This is a genomic window from uncultured Dietzia sp. (assembly GCF_937873725.1).
Lineage (GTDB): Bacteria > Actinomycetota > Actinomycetes > Mycobacteriales > Mycobacteriaceae > Dietzia.
This window is the reverse complement of record NZ_CALMYY010000102.1, coordinates 25543-47167: the sequence shown is the minus strand read 5'-3', so window position 1 is coordinate 47167 and position 21625 is coordinate 25543. Positions and strand designations below refer to the sequence as shown.

16 protein-coding genes are annotated in these 21625 nt (G+C 73.0%); 7 read left to right on the top strand and 9 right to left on the bottom strand.

The window, feature by feature from the left end:
* The 4 genes from Q0444_RS11125 to Q0444_RS11110 are packed head-to-tail and all read right to left on the bottom strand — an operon-like array spanning window position 1 to window position 5921.
* Window positions 1-2607, bottom strand: coding sequence for a bifunctional lysylphosphatidylglycerol flippase/synthetase MprF (locus Q0444_RS11125; protein WP_291082725.1), 2607 nt, complete (start codon window positions 2605-2607; stop codon window positions 1-3).
* Entirely contained in the window at window positions 2604-3983 is a 1380-nt protein-coding gene (locus Q0444_RS11120) for an alpha/beta hydrolase family protein (protein WP_291082728.1), read from the bottom strand. Before Q0444_RS11120 ends, Q0444_RS11125 begins: the two co-directional genes overlap by 4 nt.
* Window positions 3980-4714, bottom strand: a complete 735-nt coding sequence (locus Q0444_RS11115; RefSeq protein WP_291082731.1) for a phosphatase PAP2 family protein — start codon at window positions 4712-4714, stop codon at window positions 3980-3982. Before Q0444_RS11115 ends, Q0444_RS11120 begins: the two co-directional genes overlap by 4 nt.
* A gap of 10 nt (window positions 4715-4724) precedes the next feature.
* Entirely contained in the window at window positions 4725-5921 is a 1197-nt protein-coding gene (locus tag Q0444_RS11110) for a cation:proton antiporter (RefSeq protein ID WP_291082735.1), read from the bottom strand.
* Window positions 5922-6066: 145 nt separating this feature from the next.
* Between Q0444_RS11110 and Q0444_RS11105 the strand changes: the two genes are divergently transcribed.
* From Q0444_RS11105 to Q0444_RS11095, 3 genes are read left to right on the top strand one after another with little or no spacing between them, the layout of a single operon-like run.
* Window positions 6067-8253, top strand: coding sequence for a catalase (locus Q0444_RS11105; RefSeq protein WP_299023244.1), 2187 nt, complete (start codon window positions 6067-6069; stop codon window positions 8251-8253).
* A gap of 41 nt (window positions 8254-8294) precedes the next feature.
* Window positions 8295-8801, top strand: coding sequence for a polyketide cyclase (locus tag Q0444_RS11100; RefSeq protein ID WP_291082744.1), 507 nt, complete (start codon window positions 8295-8297; stop codon window positions 8799-8801).
* Window positions 8794-9660 carry an alpha/beta fold hydrolase gene (locus Q0444_RS11095; RefSeq protein ID WP_299023243.1) on the top strand — a complete coding sequence of 289 codons (867 nt, stop codon included), beginning with the start codon at window positions 8794-8796 and terminating at the stop codon, window positions 9658-9660. The genes Q0444_RS11100 and Q0444_RS11095 overlap by 8 nt, the downstream gene beginning before the upstream one ends.
* A gap of 24 nt (window positions 9661-9684) precedes the next feature.
* Here Q0444_RS11095 and Q0444_RS11090 read toward each other — a convergent pair whose 3' ends face one another.
* The gene (locus Q0444_RS11090) at window positions 9685-11103 is read right to left on the bottom strand and encodes an MFS transporter (RefSeq protein WP_291082750.1); all 1419 of its coding nucleotides are present in this window, start codon (window positions 11101-11103) and stop codon (window positions 9685-9687) included.
* A gap of 102 nt (window positions 11104-11205) precedes the next feature.
* On the opposite strand from Q0444_RS11090, the gene Q0444_RS11085 reads away from it, so the two are divergent.
* Both Q0444_RS11085 and Q0444_RS11080 read left to right on the top strand, forming a co-directional pair.
* Window positions 11206-11586 (top strand): hypothetical protein, encoded by a 381-nt coding sequence (locus tag Q0444_RS11085; protein WP_291082753.1) that lies wholly within the window; start codon window positions 11206-11208, stop codon window positions 11584-11586.
* A 60-nt stretch (window positions 11587-11646) separates the two neighbouring features.
* Complete coding sequence (locus Q0444_RS11080) at window positions 11647-12168, top strand: hypothetical protein (RefSeq protein ID WP_291082756.1); 522 nt, start codon at window positions 11647-11649, stop codon at window positions 12166-12168.
* A gap of 188 nt (window positions 12169-12356) precedes the next feature.
* On the opposite strand, the gene Q0444_RS11075 is transcribed toward Q0444_RS11080, so the two are convergent.
* Window positions 12357-13316: a TIGR03620 family F420-dependent LLM class oxidoreductase gene (locus Q0444_RS11075; protein ID WP_299023242.1), complete on the bottom strand. Its 960-nt coding sequence runs from the start codon at window positions 13314-13316 to the stop codon at window positions 12357-12359.
* Window positions 13317-13424: 108 nt separating this feature from the next.
* Here Q0444_RS11075 and Q0444_RS11070 point away from each other — a divergent pair, with 108 nt between their 5' ends.
* Window positions 13425-14717: an acyl-CoA dehydrogenase family protein gene (locus tag Q0444_RS11070; protein ID WP_299023241.1), complete on the top strand. Its 1293-nt coding sequence runs from the start codon at window positions 13425-13427 to the stop codon at window positions 14715-14717.
* 52 nt (window positions 14718-14769) lie between these two features.
* Window positions 14770-15246: a hypothetical protein gene (locus Q0444_RS11065; RefSeq protein ID WP_291082765.1), complete on the top strand. Its 477-nt coding sequence runs from the start codon at window positions 14770-14772 to the stop codon at window positions 15244-15246.
* A gap of 12 nt (window positions 15247-15258) precedes the next feature.
* Here the strand turns inward: Q0444_RS11065 and Q0444_RS11060 are convergent, their stop codons facing one another.
* Genes Q0444_RS11060 through Q0444_RS11050 form a run of 3 tightly spaced genes read right to left on the bottom strand, consistent with a single transcriptional unit; the run spans window position 15259 to window position 21566 of the window.
* The gene (locus tag Q0444_RS11060; protein ID WP_299023240.1) at window positions 15259-16284 is read right to left on the bottom strand and encodes a dihydroorotate dehydrogenase-like protein; all 1026 of its coding nucleotides are present in this window, start codon (window positions 16282-16284) and stop codon (window positions 15259-15261) included.
* On the bottom strand, window positions 16285-19896 hold the full coding sequence (gene nifJ, locus Q0444_RS11055; protein WP_299023239.1) for a pyruvate:ferredoxin (flavodoxin) oxidoreductase: 3612 nt from the start codon (window positions 19894-19896) through the stop codon (window positions 16285-16287).
* On the bottom strand, window positions 19893-21566 hold the full coding sequence (locus Q0444_RS11050) for an NAD(P)-binding protein (protein ID WP_291082777.1): 1674 nt from the start codon (window positions 21564-21566) through the stop codon (window positions 19893-19895). The genes nifJ and Q0444_RS11050 overlap by 4 nt, the downstream gene beginning before the upstream one ends.
* Between the last annotated feature and the right edge of the window lie 59 nt (window positions 21567-21625).

Here is a 21625-nt window from a genome sequence, read left to right as displayed (position 1 = left end):
TCACACCCTATTCTGATGGACGCTCGTCCAGCCCCGGCGAAGCCGAATCCGCCCCAGAGTGCCCACCAGCCGCGCGCCCTGGCCCAGCCCGACCTCCGGGAGGTAGGCGCGCCCCACCGCGACGCCGATCGCGGGCAGGGCCGCCGCGTCCGGATGACAGAGGTACAACGGTCGGTACCGCGGATCGAACTTGGCCTTGAAGGCCAGCAGGGAGCGGAAGCCGTACACCGGCTCGAGGGCCGCCCCGACGCGGTCGAGCACGGCGGACAACGCCGAGTCGTCCCCGGCGGTCCCCCCGTCCTGGTCCCCGCGCCCGCCGTGCGCCAGGGGCGCTCCCGACAGGCTGAGGAACTCCAGGCCCTCCTCCTTCGCCCGGAGCGCGGCGGAGGCGATGAGGAACTCGGTGGTCGGCCGGAAGCCCCCGGTGCGGCGTCGCATGAAGTCCAGGGTGAGGCCCACGGGCACCCCCTCCCGGTACACGGGGAGCCACGAGGTCACGCCGTGGACCACGTCGTCGGCATCCACGGCCAGCAGGAGTCGCACCTCGGGGTCGCCCAGCTCCTCGATCCCACCGAGCGTGAAGCCCATCTCCGGCAGCGCCTTGTCCGCCACCCACTCCTCGGAGATCGCGAGGATCTGGTTGACCAGGGCGAGCGGGGCCCGGTCGAAGGTCGTCCACACCGCCGTCACCTGCTCCTTCCGGGCCCGGTTGAGCGCGGTACGGACGTCCTGGAACCTCTTCCCGCTGAAGGCGAGGTCGGGGAGCGGGATCACGGTCTCCTCCGCCACCTGCACCGACGACCAGCCTGCCGCCCGGAGCGCGGACTCCAGCGCGGCGTCGACGGAGTAGAAGCAGGGGGTCAACCCCTGGAGCACGCAGTGCTCGGCGAACTCGAGCGCCGCCGGACCCACCTGGTCTTCCGGGCCCACCGGCCCGCCGGTCGTGAGCGCGACCCGGCCCACCACACGGAACGCCACCGCGGACGGTGACCCCGGGGGATGCCGCTGGGTGAACCAGTACTCGTTGCCCCGCCACGTGGTCATCCAGGACATCGACGTCCCGCCCGGCCTGTGCAGCAGTTCCCGCAGCCTGTGCTCCGCGGCCGGGTCCTCGTCCGTCCGGCGGGCGTGGAGGAACCGCCACAGCACCACGATCACACCGGCCCAGACGGCCACGCCGATCCACTCGAACAGCACGGTCGCGGCGTCCGAGACCGGGAGCAGGGAGGGCCCGAACAGCCCGAGGTAGGCGGGCGGGATCAGTCGGGCCGGGTAGTCGAGCGCGAGTTCCACGACCGACGGATCCGAGAGCCCGGATGCGGCCACCCCCTCCGTGACGAGTGCGCCGAGGCCCACGAAGACGACCGACCCGCCCAGGACCACCGCCGCGATCCCGACGGCCGCGCGCCGGGCCGCGCGGACGCTCGCCCGCGTCTGGAAGAAACCACCGGTGACCAGCAGCGCGAGGAGCGTTCCGGCCACCACGACGAGCGGCGCCACCACCCAGAAGATGTGCTCGTGCGGGACCGCGCCGACAATCAGCTGCCGCCGGCCGCGGTCCGTCTCGACCGGTCCCACGAAGAGCAGGGCGGCCGAGGCCACGAGCTGGGCCGCGTACGCCGCCCGCGCCCACCACAGCGCGGCGCGGCGCCCCCGCCGCAGACCGTCCGCCAGCATCAGGACGAGCAGCGTCGGCATGAGGGTGAGGACCACGGGGCCGACGCCGGTGAGTCGGAGGAGCTGGCGCGCGTTCCAACAGTCGGTGCCGCCCGGGTCCACCGCGCACAGTTCGGCGGTCTGCGCCGGGGTGAACGGCACGTCGCGGACGAGCTGGCTCAACGGGGCGAGCGGTCCCACCGCGCCGGCGGTGAGCGAGACCACGAGCGGCCCCAGGACGGACGCCGCCACCACGAGGGCGAGCAGGGTGCGGGTCTCCCGCACCGAGCCGCCGAGCAGTCGCGTGTGGTGCGCGTCGCGGGTCAGCGCGATGCCCGCACCCAGCCCCGCCAGCGCCGCGCACAACCGCACGACGTCCTGCGGGTGCCCGGCGAAGAGGACGAGGGTGACGAGCACCGCCAGGGCCACGGCCCGGGTCCGCCGCCGCCACAGGACCGGCATCCTCGCCGTCGACGCCAGCAGGGCGCCGAGGATCCAGGGCAGCGGGCCGACCCATGGGGGCGCGTGGACCACGTCCGCCCACCCGGAACCCGCGCCCGCGCCCGCGGAGAGGGTGTGGAAGAGCGCCCCGTACCCGATACCACCGACGACGCCCGCGACCTGCGCGACGAGGGCGGCCACCAGCATCCGCGGACCACCCAGCAACCGCTCGGCCACCGGCCCCACCCCCAGCAGGAGGAGGGAGGAGACGACCAGGTCCGCGACGCCGGACACGAACAGCCCCGAGGTGACGACCGTCCAGAGGTGCCCCTGCCCCAGGGTCGTCCACCCCACCGCGACCCGCCCGGCCCACCCCGGGTCCGGGCCGTGGACCGCGGAGCCGGTGACCGCGGCGAGGACCCACAGGGCGGCGAGCAGCGCGACCGTGTACGGCGAGGTCGACCACGCCCGGGCCGCATACCCGCGGGCCGTGGAGACGGCCCGCCTCACCGGATGAGCCCCATCCGCTGGGCGAGCCAGGGCAGCTCGTGCTCGAGACCGGCCGACCACACGGCGTAGCTGTGGCCCCCGGGGAGCTCGCTGAGGTGCGCGTCGATCCCCGCGGCCAGCGCCGCCGAGTAGAGCGCCCGTGTCGCCGGACCGTATTCGGAGTCGGACGTGCCGGTGACGAACGCGCCGGCGAGCCCGGGGAAGCGGCGGTGTGCCAGCACATCGGCGGGGTTGTGCTCGCGGAACGCCGCCTCGTCTCCACCGAAGAACCGGTCGACGGTGTCGGCGCGGGTCCCGATCGTCGGTTCGCCCTGCCCCGACAGGTCGAGGAAGGTCGGGTAGACCTCCGGATCGGAGAGCGCCATCTGCAGGGCGCAGGTGCCGCCGAAGGACAGCCCCCCGATCGCCATCGACCGCGGTCCGGTGTCCACCTGGAGGTTCCGGTGGATCCAGTCCGGGACGTCCTCGGCGAGGTAGGTGCGCGCGTTGCCGCGGCCGGAGTCGACGCACAGGGTGTTACCGAGCGGCTCCCCGATCGGGTCGGCCACCACCACCACCGGCGACAGCCCGGCATGGCGAGCGGCAAAGGCGTCCGCCACCACCGGCAGCCGTCCGGAGACCACCCAGTCCGTGGGGGTTCCGGGCTGGCCCGGTAGGAGGACGAGCACCGGCAGCAGCGGGCGCGGGTCCGTGAAGTACGCGGGCGGCAGGTAGATCTGGGCGGGTCTGGCCACGAAGCCGGACGCGGTACCGGGGATCGACGCCTCCGTGATCGCACCGCGCTGTGGCATGGTCGGCGGCGGCGTCCACACCGAGTCGAGCGGCGTGCCGGGCGGGAGGTCGCCACCGATGGTCGCCGGGGTGGACCCCGGGACTTCGGCCAGCGACACGGTCCGGTGATCGGACCACCCGAACGGTGAGCCCAGGGTGGGGTACTCGGCGTACATGCGGTTGACGTGGCCGCCCGCACCGACCACCACAGAGATCACCGCGAGCACGGCGCCCGCCACGCACCACGGGCGGCGCGCGCGGCTCCCCCCGACGGCGGCGACCGCGCCGAGAATCAGCGCGAACAGGCCCACGGCGATCCACACGTAGACCGCCGGCGGCAGCGCGTCGGGGAAGGGTCTGAACACCTTCTCCACCAGCAGTCCACCCGTCGCCGTGGCGGCCACCGCGGTGCCGATGCAGGCCGGCAGCGTGCGGGTCCACCAGCGGCGTGGACCGCCCGGGCCCGTGGCCCCGGTCCGTGACGGGCGTGCCGTCCGTGCCCCGAGGGCCACCAGGCCCGCGACACCGCCCACCACGAGCACCCACACCGCCACCAGCGCCGGGGTGTCCAGCAGGGAGGTCCCGAGCAACCGGTCGATCGTCATGGCCGGACCTCATTCGATCGGGTCAGCACTGCCCTCTCGGCCCGTCGGCGCTGCCACGCCTCCACGCACGCCAGGACCACCACGACCACCGCGACCCACAGGACGGACACGCTCCACCCGGCGAGCACGTCGCTCGGGTAGTGGACACCGAGGTACATCCGCGAGACTCCGACGGCCACCACGTACACCGCCCCGGTAACCACGGACGCCCACCTCCACCTGGTGCCCCACGCCAGGACGACCAGGGACGCCGCCAGCGCCATCGTGGCCATCGCGTGCCCGCTCGGGAACGAGTAGGAGTCCTCCGTGACGAGGTGTTGCCAGAAGTCGGGGCGGGCTCGCCGGAACACCGCCTTGAGCACGGTGTTGAGGAGGGTCGATCCGACGACCGCCGCCGCCAGCACCGTGGCGCTGCGCCGCGACCCGCGCCGCCACAGGACGATCGCCGCCACCGTCGCGGCGACCGGGACCACGACGAGACCGCCGAGTTCCGTCACCGCCTCCATCACCGCCGTCAGCCACGGCGTCGTCACACCGTGGAGCCACATCATCACCGGACGGTCGAAGGAAAAGATCTCCTGCTCGGCGACGTCCTCCGCGAGTACGACAAAGAAGAGGAGAGGAACGAGGAAGAGGAGCCCCGCCGCGACGAGCGCCGGCACCGACCTCGAGGCCAGACCCCGATGACCGGGATCCACACCGGGGTCCGGGTCAGCCTCGTGAGTCGCCATGGCGGGGAGCCTAGGGAGTTCCGCTGAGAGTACGCGGAGAGACGTCGGCACCGAGCGCCTCGTCCGGGCTCCCGCCTCTCACCGCGAGTCTGCGACCCGCGAGGATCGCCGCGACCACCGTGACGAGCGCTCCCAGCAGCAGCGCCGGGCCCTCTCCGGGGGCGAGCGTGCCGGCGGGTTCCGCCAGCGCCACGGCCGCCATCGGCACGCCCAGTTCGGCCGCGGCGAGTACTCCCGCGGCGGCCGGCTGCCCGGTGACCCGCATGGCGGAGTGGCACGCGATCGCCCCGAATCCCAGGGCGAGGCCCAGCAGGACCATCCGTGGCTGGTCCCACAGCTCGCGCAGCGAGAGGGAGGCGCCGAGCCAGACGAAGAACACCGGCCCGAGGAACCCCTCCGCGAGGCCGAACACCTGCCGCGCGAGCCGCCGGGGCTCCCCGATCATCGCGACGACCATCCCGAACGCGAACCCGGCGAGCATCACGGAGACGTTGGTCGCCACCGCGAGCGCGCCCAGCGCGAACAGCACCACGAGATTGAACCGGAGTTCCAGCGCCAGCCCCCGCTTGGCCGAGACGTGGTGGATGCGCCGGCGCAGGCCGGAGCGGTCGAAGTAGCGGAGAACCACGAACAGCAGGACCGCGGCCGAGATCACCGCGATCGCTCCCAGCGCGGCCGTGCCCGCCCGTGCAGGGTCGATCACCAGCGGGAGTGCCACGATGCACACGGCGTCGGCGAGTGCGACCTGCGGCAGCAGCCGGGTGACGTCCGGGCCACCGAGGGAGAGCGAGTCCAGCAGGGGCAACACCAGCGCGGCGGACGAGGACGCCATGATCACTCCGTAGAGCAGCGCGTGGTCGGAGTCCACGAGGGACGCCACGGCCCACCCCAGGGCGACGGCCAGGGCCGCCACCGCCACGACCCGGCCCGCGGCCGGCCACAACCCCTGCAGCAGTTCGCGGTCACGCACCGGGACGTGGGTTCCCGCCACGAACATCACCAAGGCGAATCCGACCACCGCGAGCTGCGCGAACCCCGGATCCGACGCGTCGAGCCAGCCCAGACCGGAGGCACCCACCGCTATTCCCGCGAGGATCTCCCCGAACACCACGGGCAGGCGCCACGAGCGCCGCCAGGCCAACAGCGGGCCGAGCAGCGCAACCGCCCCGATGAGGGCGAGGTCCGAGAACTCCAGGGACCCGGTCATGGTCCGAGTCTAGGCCCGAGCCCGCCGCGCGGGCGGCCGCACCGTACCCCTCGGTCGCGAGTTCCGCGACTGGTTGCGGGCCGCGCCCGAGGTGGGAGAGTCCCAGGCCAGACGAGAAACCGCACGCCACTGTCGGAGGAGCCGCATGTCCACCAAGAAATCCGCCGCATCCAAGACCGCCGACGTCGTGCCCGGCGTCCCCGGTTCCGCACCGCCCTCGGTCGACGAGCCCACCGACCCGACGGGCCCCCCGCCCCCCAAGGCGGACCAGAAGGGCGCCACCCCGTTCAGCCCCACCGGCGCGGAGTCCGCCGACCCCGAGGACGCCGCCCGCCAGCAGGGCCGGTTCCTCACCACCGCCCAGGGCGCCCGGATCTCCGACACCGACCACTCGCAGAAGGCCGGGCGCCGCGGGCCCACCCTCCTGCAGGACCACCACCTGCGCGAGAAGATCATGCACTTCGACCACGAGCGGATCCCGGAGCGTGTCGTCCACGCCCGCGGGGCCGGCGCGCACGGCGTCTTCCGGGCCAACGGCGCCGCCGCGAGCGTCTGCCGCGCCGGCGTGTTCGAGGACGGCAAGGAGACCGAGGTCTTTGTCCGCTTCTCCACCGTCCTCGGCTCGCGCGGTTCTGCCGACACCGTCCGCGACACCCGCGGCTTCGCGACCAAGTTCTATACCGACGAGGGCACGTGGGACCTCGTGGGCAACAACATCCCGGTCTTCTTCATCCAGGACGCCATCAAGTTCCCGGACGTGGTCCACGCAGCCAAGCCGCACCCGGATCGAGAGATCCCGCAGGCGCAGAGCGCGCACGACACCTTCTGGGACTTCGTCTCGCTGCACACCGAGGCGCAGGCGCACACGCTGTGGAACATGTCCGACCGCGGCATCCCGCGCTCCTACCGGATGATGGAGGGCTTCGGCGTCCACACCTTCCGGTTGATCAACGAGGCGGGAGAGACCAGCCTCGTCAAATTCCACTGGAAGCCCCGCCTCGGCGTGCACTCGCTGGTGTGGGAGGAGGCGCAGATCGCCGCCGGGATGGACCCCGATCTCCACCGGCGCGACCTGGCCGACGCGATCGAGTCCGGCGCCTACCCCGAGTGGGACCTGGGGATCCAGGTGTTCCCGGACACGGTGGACTCCGACGGTGTGAGCGAGATGTTCAACGGCATCGACCTGCTCGACCCCACCAAATTCGTACCCGAGGAGCAGGCACCGGTGCAGCTCATCGGCACCATGACGCTCACCGGCAACCCGAAGAACTTCTTCGCGGAGACCGAGCAGATCGCGTTCCACCCCGGCCACCTCGTGCCCGGCATCGACGTGACCAACGACCCGCTGCTCCAGGGCCGGCTGTTCTCCTACCTCGACACCCAGATCTCCCGACTGGGTGGCCCGAACTTCGGCCAGCTGCCCATCAACCGGCCCCACACCGGGGTCAACGACATGCTGCGCGACGGCATGCACCAGACCGCCGACCACGTGGGCGTGGCGCCGTACCGGCCGAACAGCCTCGACGGCGGCTGCCCGTTCCTCGCGGGGACCGAGGACGAGGCGCTGGTGGAGGTGGCGCAGCAGATCGCCGACGCGCGGATCGAGCGCCGCGCACCCGCCTCCTTCGACGACCACTTCTCCCAGGCCACGCTGTTCTACAACAGCCTGACCGACGTGGAGAAGCAGCACACCGCCGAGGCGTACTCCTTCGAGCTGGGCAAGTGCTACGAGGAGGCGATCAAGGTCCGCCAGCTCGAGGCCCTCGCGCACATCGACCACGACCTGGCCGTCACCGTCGCCACCGGGCTCGGGCTCCCCGCGCCCGGCGAGGTCGCGGCCACGAGTGAGGTCACCACAAGCCCGGTCCTCTCGCAGGTCGGCGGCGAGTGGCCGTCCGACGGTCGGCTCGTCGGCATCCTCGTCACGTCCGCCACGGACGTCGACGGCGTCAAGGCGGTCGTCGACGCCGTCTTCGCCGACGGCATGGTGCCGCTCGTCATCGCCGAGCGCGGGGGAACCCTGGGGGGCGGCGACACCACGGTCGCCGTGTCGCGGACCTATCAGACGCAGCGGTCCGTCGAGTTCGACGCCCTCGTCGTCGTCGACCTCCCCGCCGATCCGCGCATCGACGTCCTGATCAGCGAGATGGTCCGGCACAAGAAGGCCATCGCGCACCCCGCCGCCATCGCGGGCGACCTGGTCGACTTCGGGATCACCGAGGGCACCCCCGGCGTGGCGCTCTTCGAGGCTCCCGGTGACGCCGTGACCGCGCTCCAGCCCCTGCTCGCCGTGCACCGCGCGTGGGATCGCCCGGATCCCGAGCGGGTCTGATCCCCGGCGCCGGCGCCGCCCGCACGGGTAGCGTCGGCGCCGTGACGGATCCCCGGCCGAGCGACAGCGCGCCCACCCACCGACTCGAGGCCCGGCGGACCCTCGCCGCCTCCCCCGCCCGGATCTTCGCCGTCCTCTGCGATCCCGACGGCCACGTGGCCATCGATTCCTCCGGCATGCTCCAGTCGGCGGAGGGACCGCGTGTCTCACGCGAGGGGGACCGGTTCGTCGTCCACATGGACCGGGAAGCCCTCGGTGACTACGACCTCGGGCGCTACGACGTCACCGTGATCATCACCCGGTTCGAGGAGGACGTGGAGATCGCCTGGACGATCGACGGCGATCTCAAGCCGCCGATCGGTCACGTCTACGGGTACCGCCTGACCGCGGCGGACGGCGGCACGGACGTCCTCAGCTACTACGACTGGTCCGACGCCCACCCCGACTGGCGGGACTCGGGGGTCCTGCCGGTGCTCGACGCCACCGCCCTCCGGGCCACCCTCGGGATCCTGGACCGGGCCGTCACCAGGGGGTACGTCCGTGGTTGACGATGCCGAGGTCCGCGAGGTCCGTTTCTCCCGGGGACCCTTGACGTTCCGGGCCGTCGACTCCGGGCCGCTCCACGGCGAGCCGGTGGTCCTTCTCCACGGCTTCCCCCAGCGGACGAGCAGCTGGGACGAGGTCGTACCCCTGCTCCACGCGGCGGGCCTGCGCACGCTCGTGCTGGATCAACGTGGGTACTGCGCCACCGCTCGTCCGCGGGGGCGCCGCGCCTACCGGCTGTCCGAGCTGGTCCGCGACGTGGTGGCCCTTCTCGACAGTGCCGGCCTCGAGGGTGCCGACGCGACCTCCGCCCACATCGTCGGCCACGACTGGGGGGCCGCCGTCGCGTGGGGCGTCGCGGCCGCGCACCCCGACCGGGTCCGCACGCTCACCGCGGTGTCGGTGCCTCACCCCGCCGCGTTCCTCCGCGCGATGATCGCCTCGGACCAGCTGCTGCGCTCGTGGTACATCGGGTTCTTCCAACTCCCGTGGGTGCCCGAGCGGGTCCTCACCTCGCGCGGCTCCCGCCCCACGCGCGCGCTCGCCGGGATGGGCATGACGCCGGAGATGATCGAGCGCTTCCGACGCGAGATGGTGGCGGACGGGGCCGTGCCCGGTGGCCTGGGCTGGTACCGCGCGCTGCCCTTCGCCTCGCCCCGGGGCGCCACCGCCCGCGTCCGGGTACCCACGACCTTCGTCTGGAGCGACCGGGACCCGGCCCTGGGCCGTGGCGGCGCCGTGCGAACCGCCCGCTACGTGGACGCCGACTACCGCTTTGTCGAGATGAGCGGCGCGAGCCACTGGATCCCCGAGGAGCGACCCGCCGAGTTGGCCGGGGAGATCATCGCGCGCGTGCGCGGCTGATCCCCCGGGGTCCGCCCGGTCCGCTCAGTCCTCCGACTCCCACGGCGGCGGGATCGCGGCCGCGACCCCCGCGGCCACGAGCGCCACCGCACATCCGAGGACCAGGCCCACCCGGAACCCGGCCTCGGTGGGGACGAACAGTCCCTGATAGTCCGTGGACATCTGCGTGAGCACCACCCCGAGCACCGCGGCGGCGGTGGTGGTGCCGATCGACCGCATCAGCGTGTTGAAACTGTTCGCCGACCCCATCTCGGAATGCGGTACCGAGGCCATGATGAGCGCCGGCATCGACCCGTAGGCCAGGCCCACACCCGCACTCGTCAGCGCACCTGCGAGCATGACACCCCAGGTCGAGCCCATGAGGAAGATCGCCGAGGCGTAGCCCGCGGCGATCACCAACGACCCCAGGACGAGCGTGGGCTTGGGTCCCCGGGTGGTGATGAGACGCCCGCTGATCGGGGAGACGGCCATCATGGCCAGGCCTCCGGGTGCGATCCACAGCCCCATGGCGACCATCGACTGCCCGAGTCCGTGCCCCGTGGCCACGGGCAACTGCAGGACCTGCGGGAGGACGATCAACTGCGCGTACAGCCCCATGCCCACGAGCACCGAGGCGATGTTGGTCATGAGGACCGGTCGTCGGGCGGCCACCCGCAGGTCCACCACGGGGGACGGGTGCCGCAGCACCCACCAGCCCCAGGCGGGGAACGCTACCGCGGCGAGCGCGAACAACGAGAGGGTCAGGGCGGACGCCCAACCCCAGTCCGCCCCCTTGGAGACCGCCAGCAACAGCGAGATCAGGCCGACGGCCAGACCGGATGCGCCGACCAGGTCGAGGGTGCCGTCGGGCTTGGCTGCCGGCAGCGCCCGGATCCGGACCGCCATCATCGCGATGATCGCCAGGCCGAGCACGGCCGAGCCCCAGAACATCCACTGCCAGGAGCCGTACTGCGCCAGCGCCGCGGCCGCCGGTAGTCCGAGCGCCCCACCCACCCCGAGCGAGGAGCTCATGAGGCTGATCGACGGCCCGAGACGCACGGCGGGCAGCACCTCGCGCATGGTCGCGATCCCGATCGGGATCACACCGATCCCGACGCCCTGCAGGGCGCGCCCGATGAGCATCGGCCACAGCGAGGTGGACAGCGCGCACAGGACCGAGCCCACCACCATGATCGCGGTGCAGCCGATCACCACGTGCTTCTTGGGATAGAGGTCGCCCAGGCGACCCATCACCGGCCCCGCCACCGCGCCGGCGAGAAGCGTGACGGTGACGACCCAGGCAGCGTTGGTGGCGGAGGTTCCGAGAATCGCGGGGAGCATGCCCAGCAGGGGGATCACCAGCGTCTGGCTGAGGGACACGACGACCCCGCCGAAGGCCAGGACCGCGATCAGCCCGTTCTCCTCGCTCCTCACGGCGTCTCCGCCGCGCGTCCTGCCACCCATGCCGTGTCCTTCCGGAGACCCTGCGACGGACACTACAGACAGGTGTCGAGCGCGTTCCCGTTCCGCCCCGCCGCATCGTCCCCACCAACTAGCCTCCCCGCCATGGCGTTCCTCGTGAAGTTCGGTCTCGTGCTGCTCGCCGTGGGCGCCTGGACCGGGTGGCTGGTGGCGGCGCAACTCGCCCTGCCCGGCCTCGTGGACAGGATGGGTGTCCGCGAACCGCGACGCCTGCTGCAACTGCACCTCGACTACGTGATCATGGGCGTCCTGGTGATCGCGGTCGGCGCTGTCCAGCCCGGCCTCCCGGCGTGGATCCAGATCCTCATCGCGATCGGCACCGCCCTCAACCCGTTGCTCTTCCTCCCGATGGCCTTCTCCCCGGGCGTCTCGGCGACCCCGTGGTTCCGGACGGTGAGCGTGGCGTCGTTCGTGAGCGTGACCGCAGGCCTCACCGGCGCGGCCGTGATCGGGGTGACGTCCTGACCTGCTGCCGACTCGTTCAGACCCTTGTGTGAGGCTTCTCTTAATGCCAGCATGGGAAACATGAACATCTCCGAATCGATCCGACGTAACCCCCGTCGGCCGCTTGTGTCCGTGGGGGCCGCTCTCGCCGCCACCGCCGTCGCGTTGACCTCCGCCGTCGTGGGCCCGGCCACGGCCAACGCACAGGGCTCGGCCGAGGCCATCCCCCTTCTGTTCCCCGCCCCCGACCGGCTCATCGCCACGGGCGGGTCCCCCACCGGCAATTGCGCCGGAATCGTGTCCGCCACCCTGAACGGCGACGGCTATCCCGCCTCGGCCAGCGTGAGCTGGGGCTTCGGCGTGCTCGGCACCGGGCCCTGCAACCTCACCGCCACGCTCACGTGGCGCAACCTCACCACCAACGCGACCGGGCAGAAGACCGCGCAGATCCCCTGGCCGCGGATCTCCACCGGCATCCCGGATCCGATCTCCTCCCCGCAGGAGGCGATCATCTCCACCGGGGTGGGCCCGATCGAGTACCGACTCACCACCACCGGAGGGGCCACGGCGGGACCGATAGTCGTCGACACCGTTCCGTTCTGACCCGTTCCGCCCTGACCCGGGGTGCGCTGCCTCTCCGGGGTGCGCTGCCTCTCCGGCTTGCGCTGGCAGAACGCGCGGTGTTCCCGGGGTTGCGATGGCCCGATGGACCATTCGGGCAGCGCAAGCCGAAGGGGCAGCGCAAGCCGGGGCGGGGCGGACCGAAGGGGCAGCGCAAGCCGGGCCGGCGGTCAGCCCAGGAGCGCCTCGGCCGCCAGCCGCCAGTCCTGCACCGGCGGGACCAGCATGTTCTCCCCGAGCACCTGGACCAGGACCGTCGACGCGCCCGCGTCCAGGTGCTCCTGCACGCGCGCCCGGGTGGCCTCGAGCCCGCGGGTGACCAGGGCCCGCTTGAGGCGATCGCTGCCCCCGCGCACGTAGTCCGACTCCTCGAAGCCCTGCCGCGTCCACGAGTTCCGATAGTTGGGCAGCCCCGTGTACACGGTGAGGTGGTCGTGGGCCCGCGACCGCCAGACCTCGTCGTCGTCCCCCACCCCCGCGGCGACCACCGCGGCGTGCTCCACCACCAGGGCCGGCCCGTCCTCCCCGGTGCCGCCGAGGATCTCCCGCGCCCGCGCGGTGTGCTCGGGGAGCGTGAGGTACGGGTGGGCGCCGGCGGTCCGGTCGCGGGAGAGTCCGAGCATCTTCGGCCCGAGCGCGGCGAGGACCACCGGCGGCATCACGTCCTCGCCGGCGGCCAGCGCGCGGGTGCGGTCGAGGGCGTCGAGGTACTCGCGCATCGCCGAGAGCGGGCGGCCGTAGTGGTGGCCGCGGTGGCGCTCGACCAGCGGGGCGTGGGAGACCCCCAGGCCCAGGACGAACCGCCCGGGGTGCGACGCCTCCAGCGTGCGCGCGGCCGAACCGGCGGCGGAGGCGTCGCGGCCGTAGATGTTGGCGATACCGGTGCCGATCGTCATCCGGCGGGTCGCGCCCAGGTAGAGCTGGGCGGCGGTGAACGCCTCCCGACCGACCGCCTCGCCGAACCACAGCGACCCCCAGCCCTGGTCGTCGAGCTCGCCCAGCACGTCGGGGACCTGCGCGACGGGAACGCCCTCGAGCGAGCCCGTCCACAGCCCGACCCGGCCCAGTCGGCCGCGGCCCGCCCGGTCGTCACGGGCGGGGTGGGTGGCGTTCACGGCGGGGGCGCTCATGCGTGCGAGTCTGCCCGAACCCGGCGGCGGTCTGCGGGAAACCCCGTTGCCGGGCGTCCGACCACGACACACTGGGCTGACACGTGTTACAGCGAGGAGACGCAGCCGATGTACGAGTGGTCCGAGACCGACCTGATGATCCGCGACGCCGTACGGGGGTTCATCGCCAAGGAGATCCGCCCCCAGATGGATGCGCTCGAGAGCGGCGAGATCACGCCGTACCCGATCATCCGGAAGCTGTTCGCCGAGTTCGGGATCGACACCATGGCCGCCGACGGCGTGGAGAAGATGCTCGCCCGGGAGCGGGCGAGGGAGACCGTCGGCGCCGCGGCAGGTGGCGCGCCGCGCGGCGACGGTGGGGAGGGGGACGACGACGAGGACCGCGGGACCGGCGGCGCCCTCGAGAGCCGGGACTCCATGATGGCCGTGGTGATCAGCGAGCTGGCCGGGGCGTGCATGGGCCTGGTCTCGGCGCTCGGGGTGAGCCTCGGGCTGGGCGCCACCACGATCGCCTCGCGGGGCACGCTCGAGCAGAAGGAGCGCTGGCTGCCGGGGATCGCCACCATGGAGAAGGTCGCCTCGTGGGCGATCACCGAGCCGGACTCCGGCTCCGACGCCTTCGGCGGGATGCGGACCTACGTGCGGCGCGACGGCGAGGACTACATCCTCAACGGCCGGAAGACCTTCATCACCAACGGCCCGTACGCCGACGTGATGATCGTCTACGCCAAGCTCGACGAGGGCGGCACCGATGACCCGGCCGCCCGGCGGGACCGCAAGGTCCTCACCTTTGTGCTGGACAAGGGCATGGAGGGGCTCACCCAGGGCGCGCCATTCAAGAAGATGGGCCTGCACAGCTCCCCCACCGGCGAACTGTTCTTCGACAACGTCCGCCTGGGACCGGATCGGCTGCTCGGCGGGTCGGGCGAGGGCCGCGGCGGGGACGGGCGGGAGTCGGCGCGGTCCAGCTTCACGGCCGAGCGGATCGGCGTGGCGACCATGGCCCTGGGCATCATCGAGGAATGCCACCGGCTGTGCGTCGACTACTCGCGGGACCGCACCCTGTGGGGCCAGGAGATCGGCCGCTTCCAGCTGATCCAGCTCAAGCTGGCGAGGATGGAGGTCGCACGGATGAACGTCCGGAACATGGTGTTCCACTCCATCGAGCGGGCCCGGGCCGGCAAGCCGCTCTCCCTGGCGGAGGCGTCGGCGATGAAGCTGTACTCCTCCGAGGCCGCCACCGACGTCGCCATGGACGCGGTGCAGCTCTTCGGCGGCAACGGGTATATGGCCGAATACCGGGTGGAGCAGCTGGCCCGCGACGCCAAGTCGCTCATGATCTACGCGGGCAGCAACGAGATCCAGGTGACCCACATCGCCAAGGGCCTGCTCGCGCGGTGATCCCGCGCCCTCGTCCGGTTGCCCTTCCCGCCCGCTCTCGTACCGTCGGACCATGTCCACCGAGATGCTCCACACGTACATGCAGGACCACCACGCCGGTGCCGCCGCCGGGATCGACCTGTTCCGGCGAGTGGCCAGGGACCACCGGGACCCGCGGGTCCGCGAGATCGTGACCCGGATCGGCGACGAGACCGTGGACGACCTGCACAGCCTCGAGGAGCTCATGACCCTGGTGGGCACGTCCCCCTCCGTGCTCAAGGACCTGCCCGCCAAGGCCGCCGAGAAGGTCGCGCAGCTCAAGCCCAACCGGCGGGTGGCCGAGCGATCACCGCTGAGCGACCTGATCGAACTCGAGGCGCTCACCCTCGCGGTGACGGGCAAGAAGCTGGGCTTCAAGGCGCTCCTGGACATCGGCGACCCGCGGCTGCCGCGGGCGACCCTGGAATCCCTGGTCGAGCGGGCGGACCGGCACGGCAGGCAGCTCGAGGAGCTTCGCCTGGCGTGCACGGACGCGCTCAGGCAGAGCTGACGGCCCCGCCGATCACCGCACGTCGGGCGTCGGCGCGGCGAACCCGGCCGGATCCGCCCATCCGAGCGCGCGCACGTAGCCGCCGCGGACCCAGGTGGAATCCCCCGGATCGGCCGGGGCGGCCAACAGTCCGCGGAAGGCGTCCACGCTCGCGTACCGCTTGCGCCGCATCCAGTCGGCCAGGCCGTCGAGCAGCACGGTCGCGTGCTCGGGCCCGTGGCGGAGCAGGGCGGAAGCCGTCTGCACCACGTCGGCGCCCGCGAGCAGGTAGCGCACCACGTCCGCCGCCTCCTCGACGCCCGTCGTGGCCGCGAGGTCCAGCCCGGCGCGGCGGCGCAGCAGGGCGATCCACGTGAGCGGCAACCGCATCTCCGCGCGTGAGGAGAGCGTGGCCCCCGCCGTCACGGTGAGCGTCTCGGGGTCGATATCGGGCTGCTGGAAGCGGTTGAACAGCACCAGCGCGCCGGCCCCGGCGTCCTCGAGCGCGCGGGCGACGTCGGCGAAGGCGCTGAACTGCGGGCCCACCTTGACGGCCACGGGGACGGTCACGGAGTCGACCACGGCGGCGAGGATGTCGAGGTGGCGGCGCTCGACGTCGCGGCCGGTCAGGCCCGGGTCGCCGGGCAGGAAGTACACGTTCAGCTCGATCGCGGCGGCCCCCGCGTCCTGCATGGACCGGGCGTGGCGGGCCCAGCCGCCGGTGGTCGCGCCGTTGATGCTCGCGATCACGGGCACGTCGACGGCCGCCGCCGCGCGCTCGATCAGGCTGAGGTGGCGGCGCGGGCCGGCGTCGGCGAGCGCGCCGGGCGGGAAATACGACTCGGACTCGGCGTAGCTCTGCGAGCTGTGCTCGGCGAGCGCGGCATCGCGCTCGGCCTCGCGGCGCAGCTGCTCCTCGAACAGCGAGGCCAGCACCACCGCGCCCACGCCGGAATCGGCCAGGCGGCGCACGCCGTCGACGGTCCGGGAGAACGGTGAGGCCGCCGCGACGAGCGGGTTGCCCAGCTCCAGTCCCAGGTAGCGGGTGCCGAGGTCCATCTAGAGCGCCCCCTTCTCCCCGGCGCGGCGCGCGTCCGGCGTGAACTCGTCGGACCCGCGCGCGGCCATCTCCTCGTACCGCTGCCACCGCTGCGTCACCGCGTGCTGCGCCAGCGCCAGGAGCCGCTCGTGCTCCTCCGGGTCGGTGTTGGCCAGGGAGCGGAACCGCAGCTCGCCGTCGCGGTACGCCCCCAGGGAGATCCGGGGACGGTGGGAATCCAGCATGAACGGGTTCGCCCCGGAGCCCTGCAGCACCGGGTTGTAGCGCATGAGCGGCCAGTGGCCGCTGGCCACCGCCTTGTACTGCTGGTCCATGCCGGTGCGCATGTCGATCCCGTGGGCGATGCACTGGCTGTAGGCGATCACCAGCGACGGCCCGTCGTACGCCTCGGCCTCGCGCATCGCCTGCAGGGTGTGCTGGGGATCCGCGCCCATCGCCACGCGCGCCACGTACACGTTGCCGTAGGACACGGCCTGCAGCGCGAGGTCCTTCATGGGCAGCGTCTTGCCGGCGGCCGCGAACTTGGCCACCGCGCCCAGCGGGGTGGCCTTGGACATCTGGCCGCCGGTGTTGGAGTACACCTCGGTGTCCAGCACGAGCACGTTGACGTCGCGCCCGCTGGAGAGCACATGGTCCAGGCCCCCCGAGCCGATGTCGTAGGCCCAGCCGTCGCCGCCCACGATCCACACGCTGCGCCGGATGAGGTGGTCGAGCACGCTGCGCAGGTCGGCGGTCGCGGCCGGGTCCGGCCCGTCCGGCGCGTCGAGCCGCGCGGCCAGCTCCGCCACCCGCCCCCGCTGCGCGGCCAGCTCGGACTCGCGCACCTGCGGCGCGGTGAGGATCGCGTCGACGAGCTCGGCGCCCACCTCCTCCCGCACCTCCCCCAGCCGCCGCCGGGCCAGGTCGGCGTGCTCGTCGGCGGCCAGCCGGAACCCCAGGCCGAACTCGGCGTTGTCCTCGAACAGCGAGTTGGACCAGGCCGGCCCGCGCCCCTGCGCGTTGGTCGTCCACGGGGTCGTGGGGAGGTTGCCGCCGTAGATGGAGGAACAGCCGGTCGCGTTGGCGATCATCGCGCGGTCGCCGAACAGCTGGGAGAGGAGCTTGAGGTAGGGGGTCTCGCCGCAGCCCGCGCACGCGCCCGGGAACTCGAAGAGTGGCTCGAGGAACTGGGTGCCGCGGACGGTGCCGAAGTCCACGCGGGCGCGGTCGGGCACGGGCAGGGTCTCGAAGAACGCCACGTTCCGCCGCGTCGAGTCGGCCCCGGGCTCGCGGGGGACCAGGTTGATGGCCTTGCCGGGAGGGTCGCCCGGGGTGAGCGCCGGGCACGCCTCCACGCACAGCCCGCACCCGGTGCAGTCCTCGGCGTACACCTGCAGCGTGTACCGCGAACCGGGCAGCCCGACGGCCCGCAGCGGGGCGGAGTCGAAGTCCTCCGGGGCGCCGTCGAGCGCCGAGCGGTCGTAGAAGCTCGAGCGGATCACGCTGTGCGGGCACACGAACGCGCAGTTGCCGCACTGGATGCACGCGTCCGCGTCCCACTGCGCGACCGTCTCCGAGATGGAGCGCTTCTCGAAGGCGGCCGTACCGACGGGGTAGGTGCCGTCCACGGGCAGCGCGCTCACGGGCAGGGCGTCCCCACGCCCGGCCATCATCTCGGCGGTCACGGCGCGGACGAACTCCGGCGCGTGGGCCGGCACCATGGGGGCCGGCTCGCGGACGCCGGTGACCTCGCGCGGGACCGCGACGGGGTGCAGGCCCGCCAGCGCGCCGTCGATCGCCGCGTACTCCCGCTCCACCAGGTCGCCGCCCCGGTGGCCGTAGGTCTTCTCCACCGACTCCTTGATCAGCGCTATCGCCCGGTCGCGCGGCAAGACCCCGACCACCGCGAAGTAGCAGGCCTGCATCACCACGTTGATGCGCCCCGGCAACCCGGCCTCGCGGGCGATGCGGTGGGCGTCCACCACGTGCACCTCGATCCGCTTGTCCACGATCTGCCGCTGCACCCCGGCCGGCAGCGAGTCCCACACCCTCTCCGGCCGCAGCGGGCTGTTGAGGAGCAGCGTCGCGCCGTGCGCCGCGCGGTCGAGCACGTCGACGGTCTCGAGGAACCGGGACTGGTGCACGCCCACCACCTGCGCGCGCGAGACCAGGTACGGCGCGCGGATCTCGTGCGGTCCGAAGCGCAGGTGGGAGACGGTCTGGGAGCCGGACTTCTTGGAGTCGTAGACGAAGTAGCCCTGGACGTGCAGCGACGGGTCCGCGCCGAGGATCTTGATGGTGTTCTTGGTGGCGCCGACCGTGCCGTCGGAGCCGAGCCCGTAGAAGACCGCGCCCACCGTCCCGTCGGGGTCGAGGTGGAAGTCGGGGTCGACGGCCAGGCTCGTGCCGGACACGTCGTCGAGGATCCCCACCGTGAAGCGCGGCCGCGGCCGTCCGTCGCGGTGGGGGTCGACGACGAGCTCCGCGAACACCGCGGCGGCCATCGCCGGGGTGAACTCCTTGGACGAGAGCCCGTAGCGACCGCCGATCACCCGGGGCATCCGCTCGCGGCGGCCGTCACCGCAGGCCTCGGCGAGCGCCGCGATCACGTCGAGGTACAGCGGCTCGCCGTGGGAGCCGGGCTCCTTGGTGCGGTCGAGCACGGCCACCGACCGCACTGTCGCGGGCAGCGCGTCGAGCAGCGCCCGGGCGGGGAACGGCCGGTACAGGCGCACCTGCAGCACGCCGACCCTCTCCCCGCGGGCGTTGAGGGCCTCGGCTGTGGCGGCGGCGGTCTGGGCACCCGACCCCATGATCACCACCACGCGCTCGGCGTCCGCGGCGCCGGTGTACTCGGCGATCCCCAGCGGCCGGCCGGTGCGCTCGGCGAGGGCGTCCATGAGGGCCGTCACCGTCTCCGGCACGCGGGCGTAGAACGGGTTGACGGTCTCGCGGGCCTGGAAGTAGGTGTCCGGGTTCTGGGCGGTGCCGCGGACCACCGGCCGCTCCGGGGAGAGCGCGCGTGAGCGGTGCGCGCGGACCAGCTCCTCGGGGACGAGGGCGCGCAGGTCGTCGTCGGACAGCAGCTCCACCGTGTTGAGCTCGTGGGAGGTGCGGAAGCCGTCGAAGAAGTGGACGAAGGGCACCCGCGTCCGCAGCGTGGCCGCGTGCGCGATCAGCGCGAGATCGTGCGCCTCCTGCACCGAGGCGGCGGCGAGCAGCGCGAACCCGGTCTGACGGACGGCCATGACGTCGGAGTGGTCGCCGAAGATGCTCAGCCCCTGCGCGGCCAGCGACCGGGCCGCCACGTGCATCACCGCGGAGGTGAGCTCCCCGGCGATCTTGTACATGTTGGGCACCATGAGCAGCAGGCCCTGCGAGGCCGTGAACGTGGTGGCCAGCGCCCCGCCCTGCAGCGCGCCGTGGAGCGCCCCCGCCGCGCCGCCCTCGCTCTGCATCTCCACCACGGTGGGGACGGTGCCCCACACGTTGGCGCGGTCCTCGGTCGACCACTGGTCCGCGAGCTCGGCCATCGACGACGACGGCGTGATGGGGTAGATGCAGCAGACCTCGCTGAGCCGATAGGCCACGGAGGCGGCGGCCTCGTTGCCGTCCAGGGTGGCGCGAGTCATGACGGCTCCGGGAACATCGAGATGGCGTGGACGGGACACTGCTCGGCACACTCGGCGCAGCCGGTGCAGCGGTCGTAGTCGTAGGCGTAGCCGTGGCCGGTGGGCACGCGGACGATCGCGTCCTCCGGGCACGCGGCCAGGCAGCCGTCGCACTCGAAGCAGTTCCCGCACGACAGGCACCTCCCCGCCTCGAACTCGGCCTCCTCCGGCCCGAGCCCGCCCACGACCTCCCCGAACCCGCCGGTGCGCTCGGCGGCGGGGAGCTCGGCCTGGGCGCGGCGGTCGGCGTCGGCGAAGTACCAGAGCGTGAGCTCGTCGAAGGTGACGACGTCGGGGGCGGGCGGCCGCGCCCCGTCGTCGCCGCGGAGCCAGGCGTCGATGTGCCGGGCCGCCTTCCTGCCGTGCCCGACGCCCACCGTCACGGTGCGCTCGCCGGGCACCATGTCGCCGCCGGCGAAGACGCCCGGACAGCCGGTCATGAAGTTCTCGTCCACGTGGACCGTGCCGTCGGGACCGAACCCGACGCCGGGCAGCGTCCGCATGAAGCCGGCCTCGGTCTCCTGTCCCACGGCGAGGATGAGGGTGTCGGCGGCGAGCGTCTCGACGCGGCCGGTGGGGCGCGGGTGGCCCTCGGCGTCGAGCTCCATCACCTCGACCTGCAGCTCGGGGCCGTCGAACGCGGTGATGGTGCGCAGCCAGTTGATGCGCACGCCCTCCGCCTCGGCGTCCTGGGCCTCCTCCGGGTGGGCGGGCATCTGGTCGCGGGTGCGGCGGTAGACGATCACGGCGTCCTCGGCGCCCAGCCTCCGGGCCACCCGGGCGGCGTCCATGGCGGTGTTGCCGCCGCCGTACACGGCCACGCGCCGCCCCACCTCGGGGCGCTCGCCGGAGGCCACGCCGCGCAGGAACGTCACGGCGTCGAGCATGGTGCCGGTGTCCACCACGGGGATGTCCACCCGGCGGGCGAGGTGGGCGCCCACGGCCACGAACACCGCGTCGAACCCGCCCTCCTCCTTCTCCGCGGCGAGGTCCGTGACCGTGTGGCCGCGGGTGATGGTCACGCCGAACTCCTCGAGGCGGCCGATCTCGGCGCCCAGGACGTCCGGCGGCAGGCGGTAGTCGGGGATGCCGTAGCGCATCATGCCGCCGGGTTCGGTGCCGGCGTCCCGGATCTCCACCCGGTGCCCGCGGCGCGCCAGGTGGTACGCGGCGGACAGGCCGCTCGGCCCGGCGCCCACCACCAGGACGCTCCTGCCGCTGTCGGGGGCGCTGCGGTCGAACCCCCATCCGCGGTCCAGGGCGGTGTCGCCGAGGAACCGCTCCACCGCATGGATCGAGACGGCGCTGTCCAACCGCTCGCGATTGCAGTCGGTCTCGCACGGGTGGTAGCAGACGCGGCCGTGGATGGCGGCGAACGGATTGTCCGCCACGAGCTGCCGCCACGCCTGCTCGTGGCGCCCGGCACGCGCGTGGGCCAGCCACGCCTGGATGTTCTCGCCCGCCGGGCAGGCCGCGTTGCAGGGCGGGAGCAGGTCCAGGTAGACGGGCCGCCGGGTGCGCTGCGGGCCCACCCTGGGGCGCGTGCGCGCCAGATCCGGCAGCGGCGTGATGTCGCGCGCCGCCGCGTCGCGGCGCGAACCCCGCTCGGGTCCCATGTCCGGGTCGACCATGTGGTCACGATAGGCCCGCGGCACGGGCGGCGTGTCCGGAACGGGGTTCGGCGGCGGGG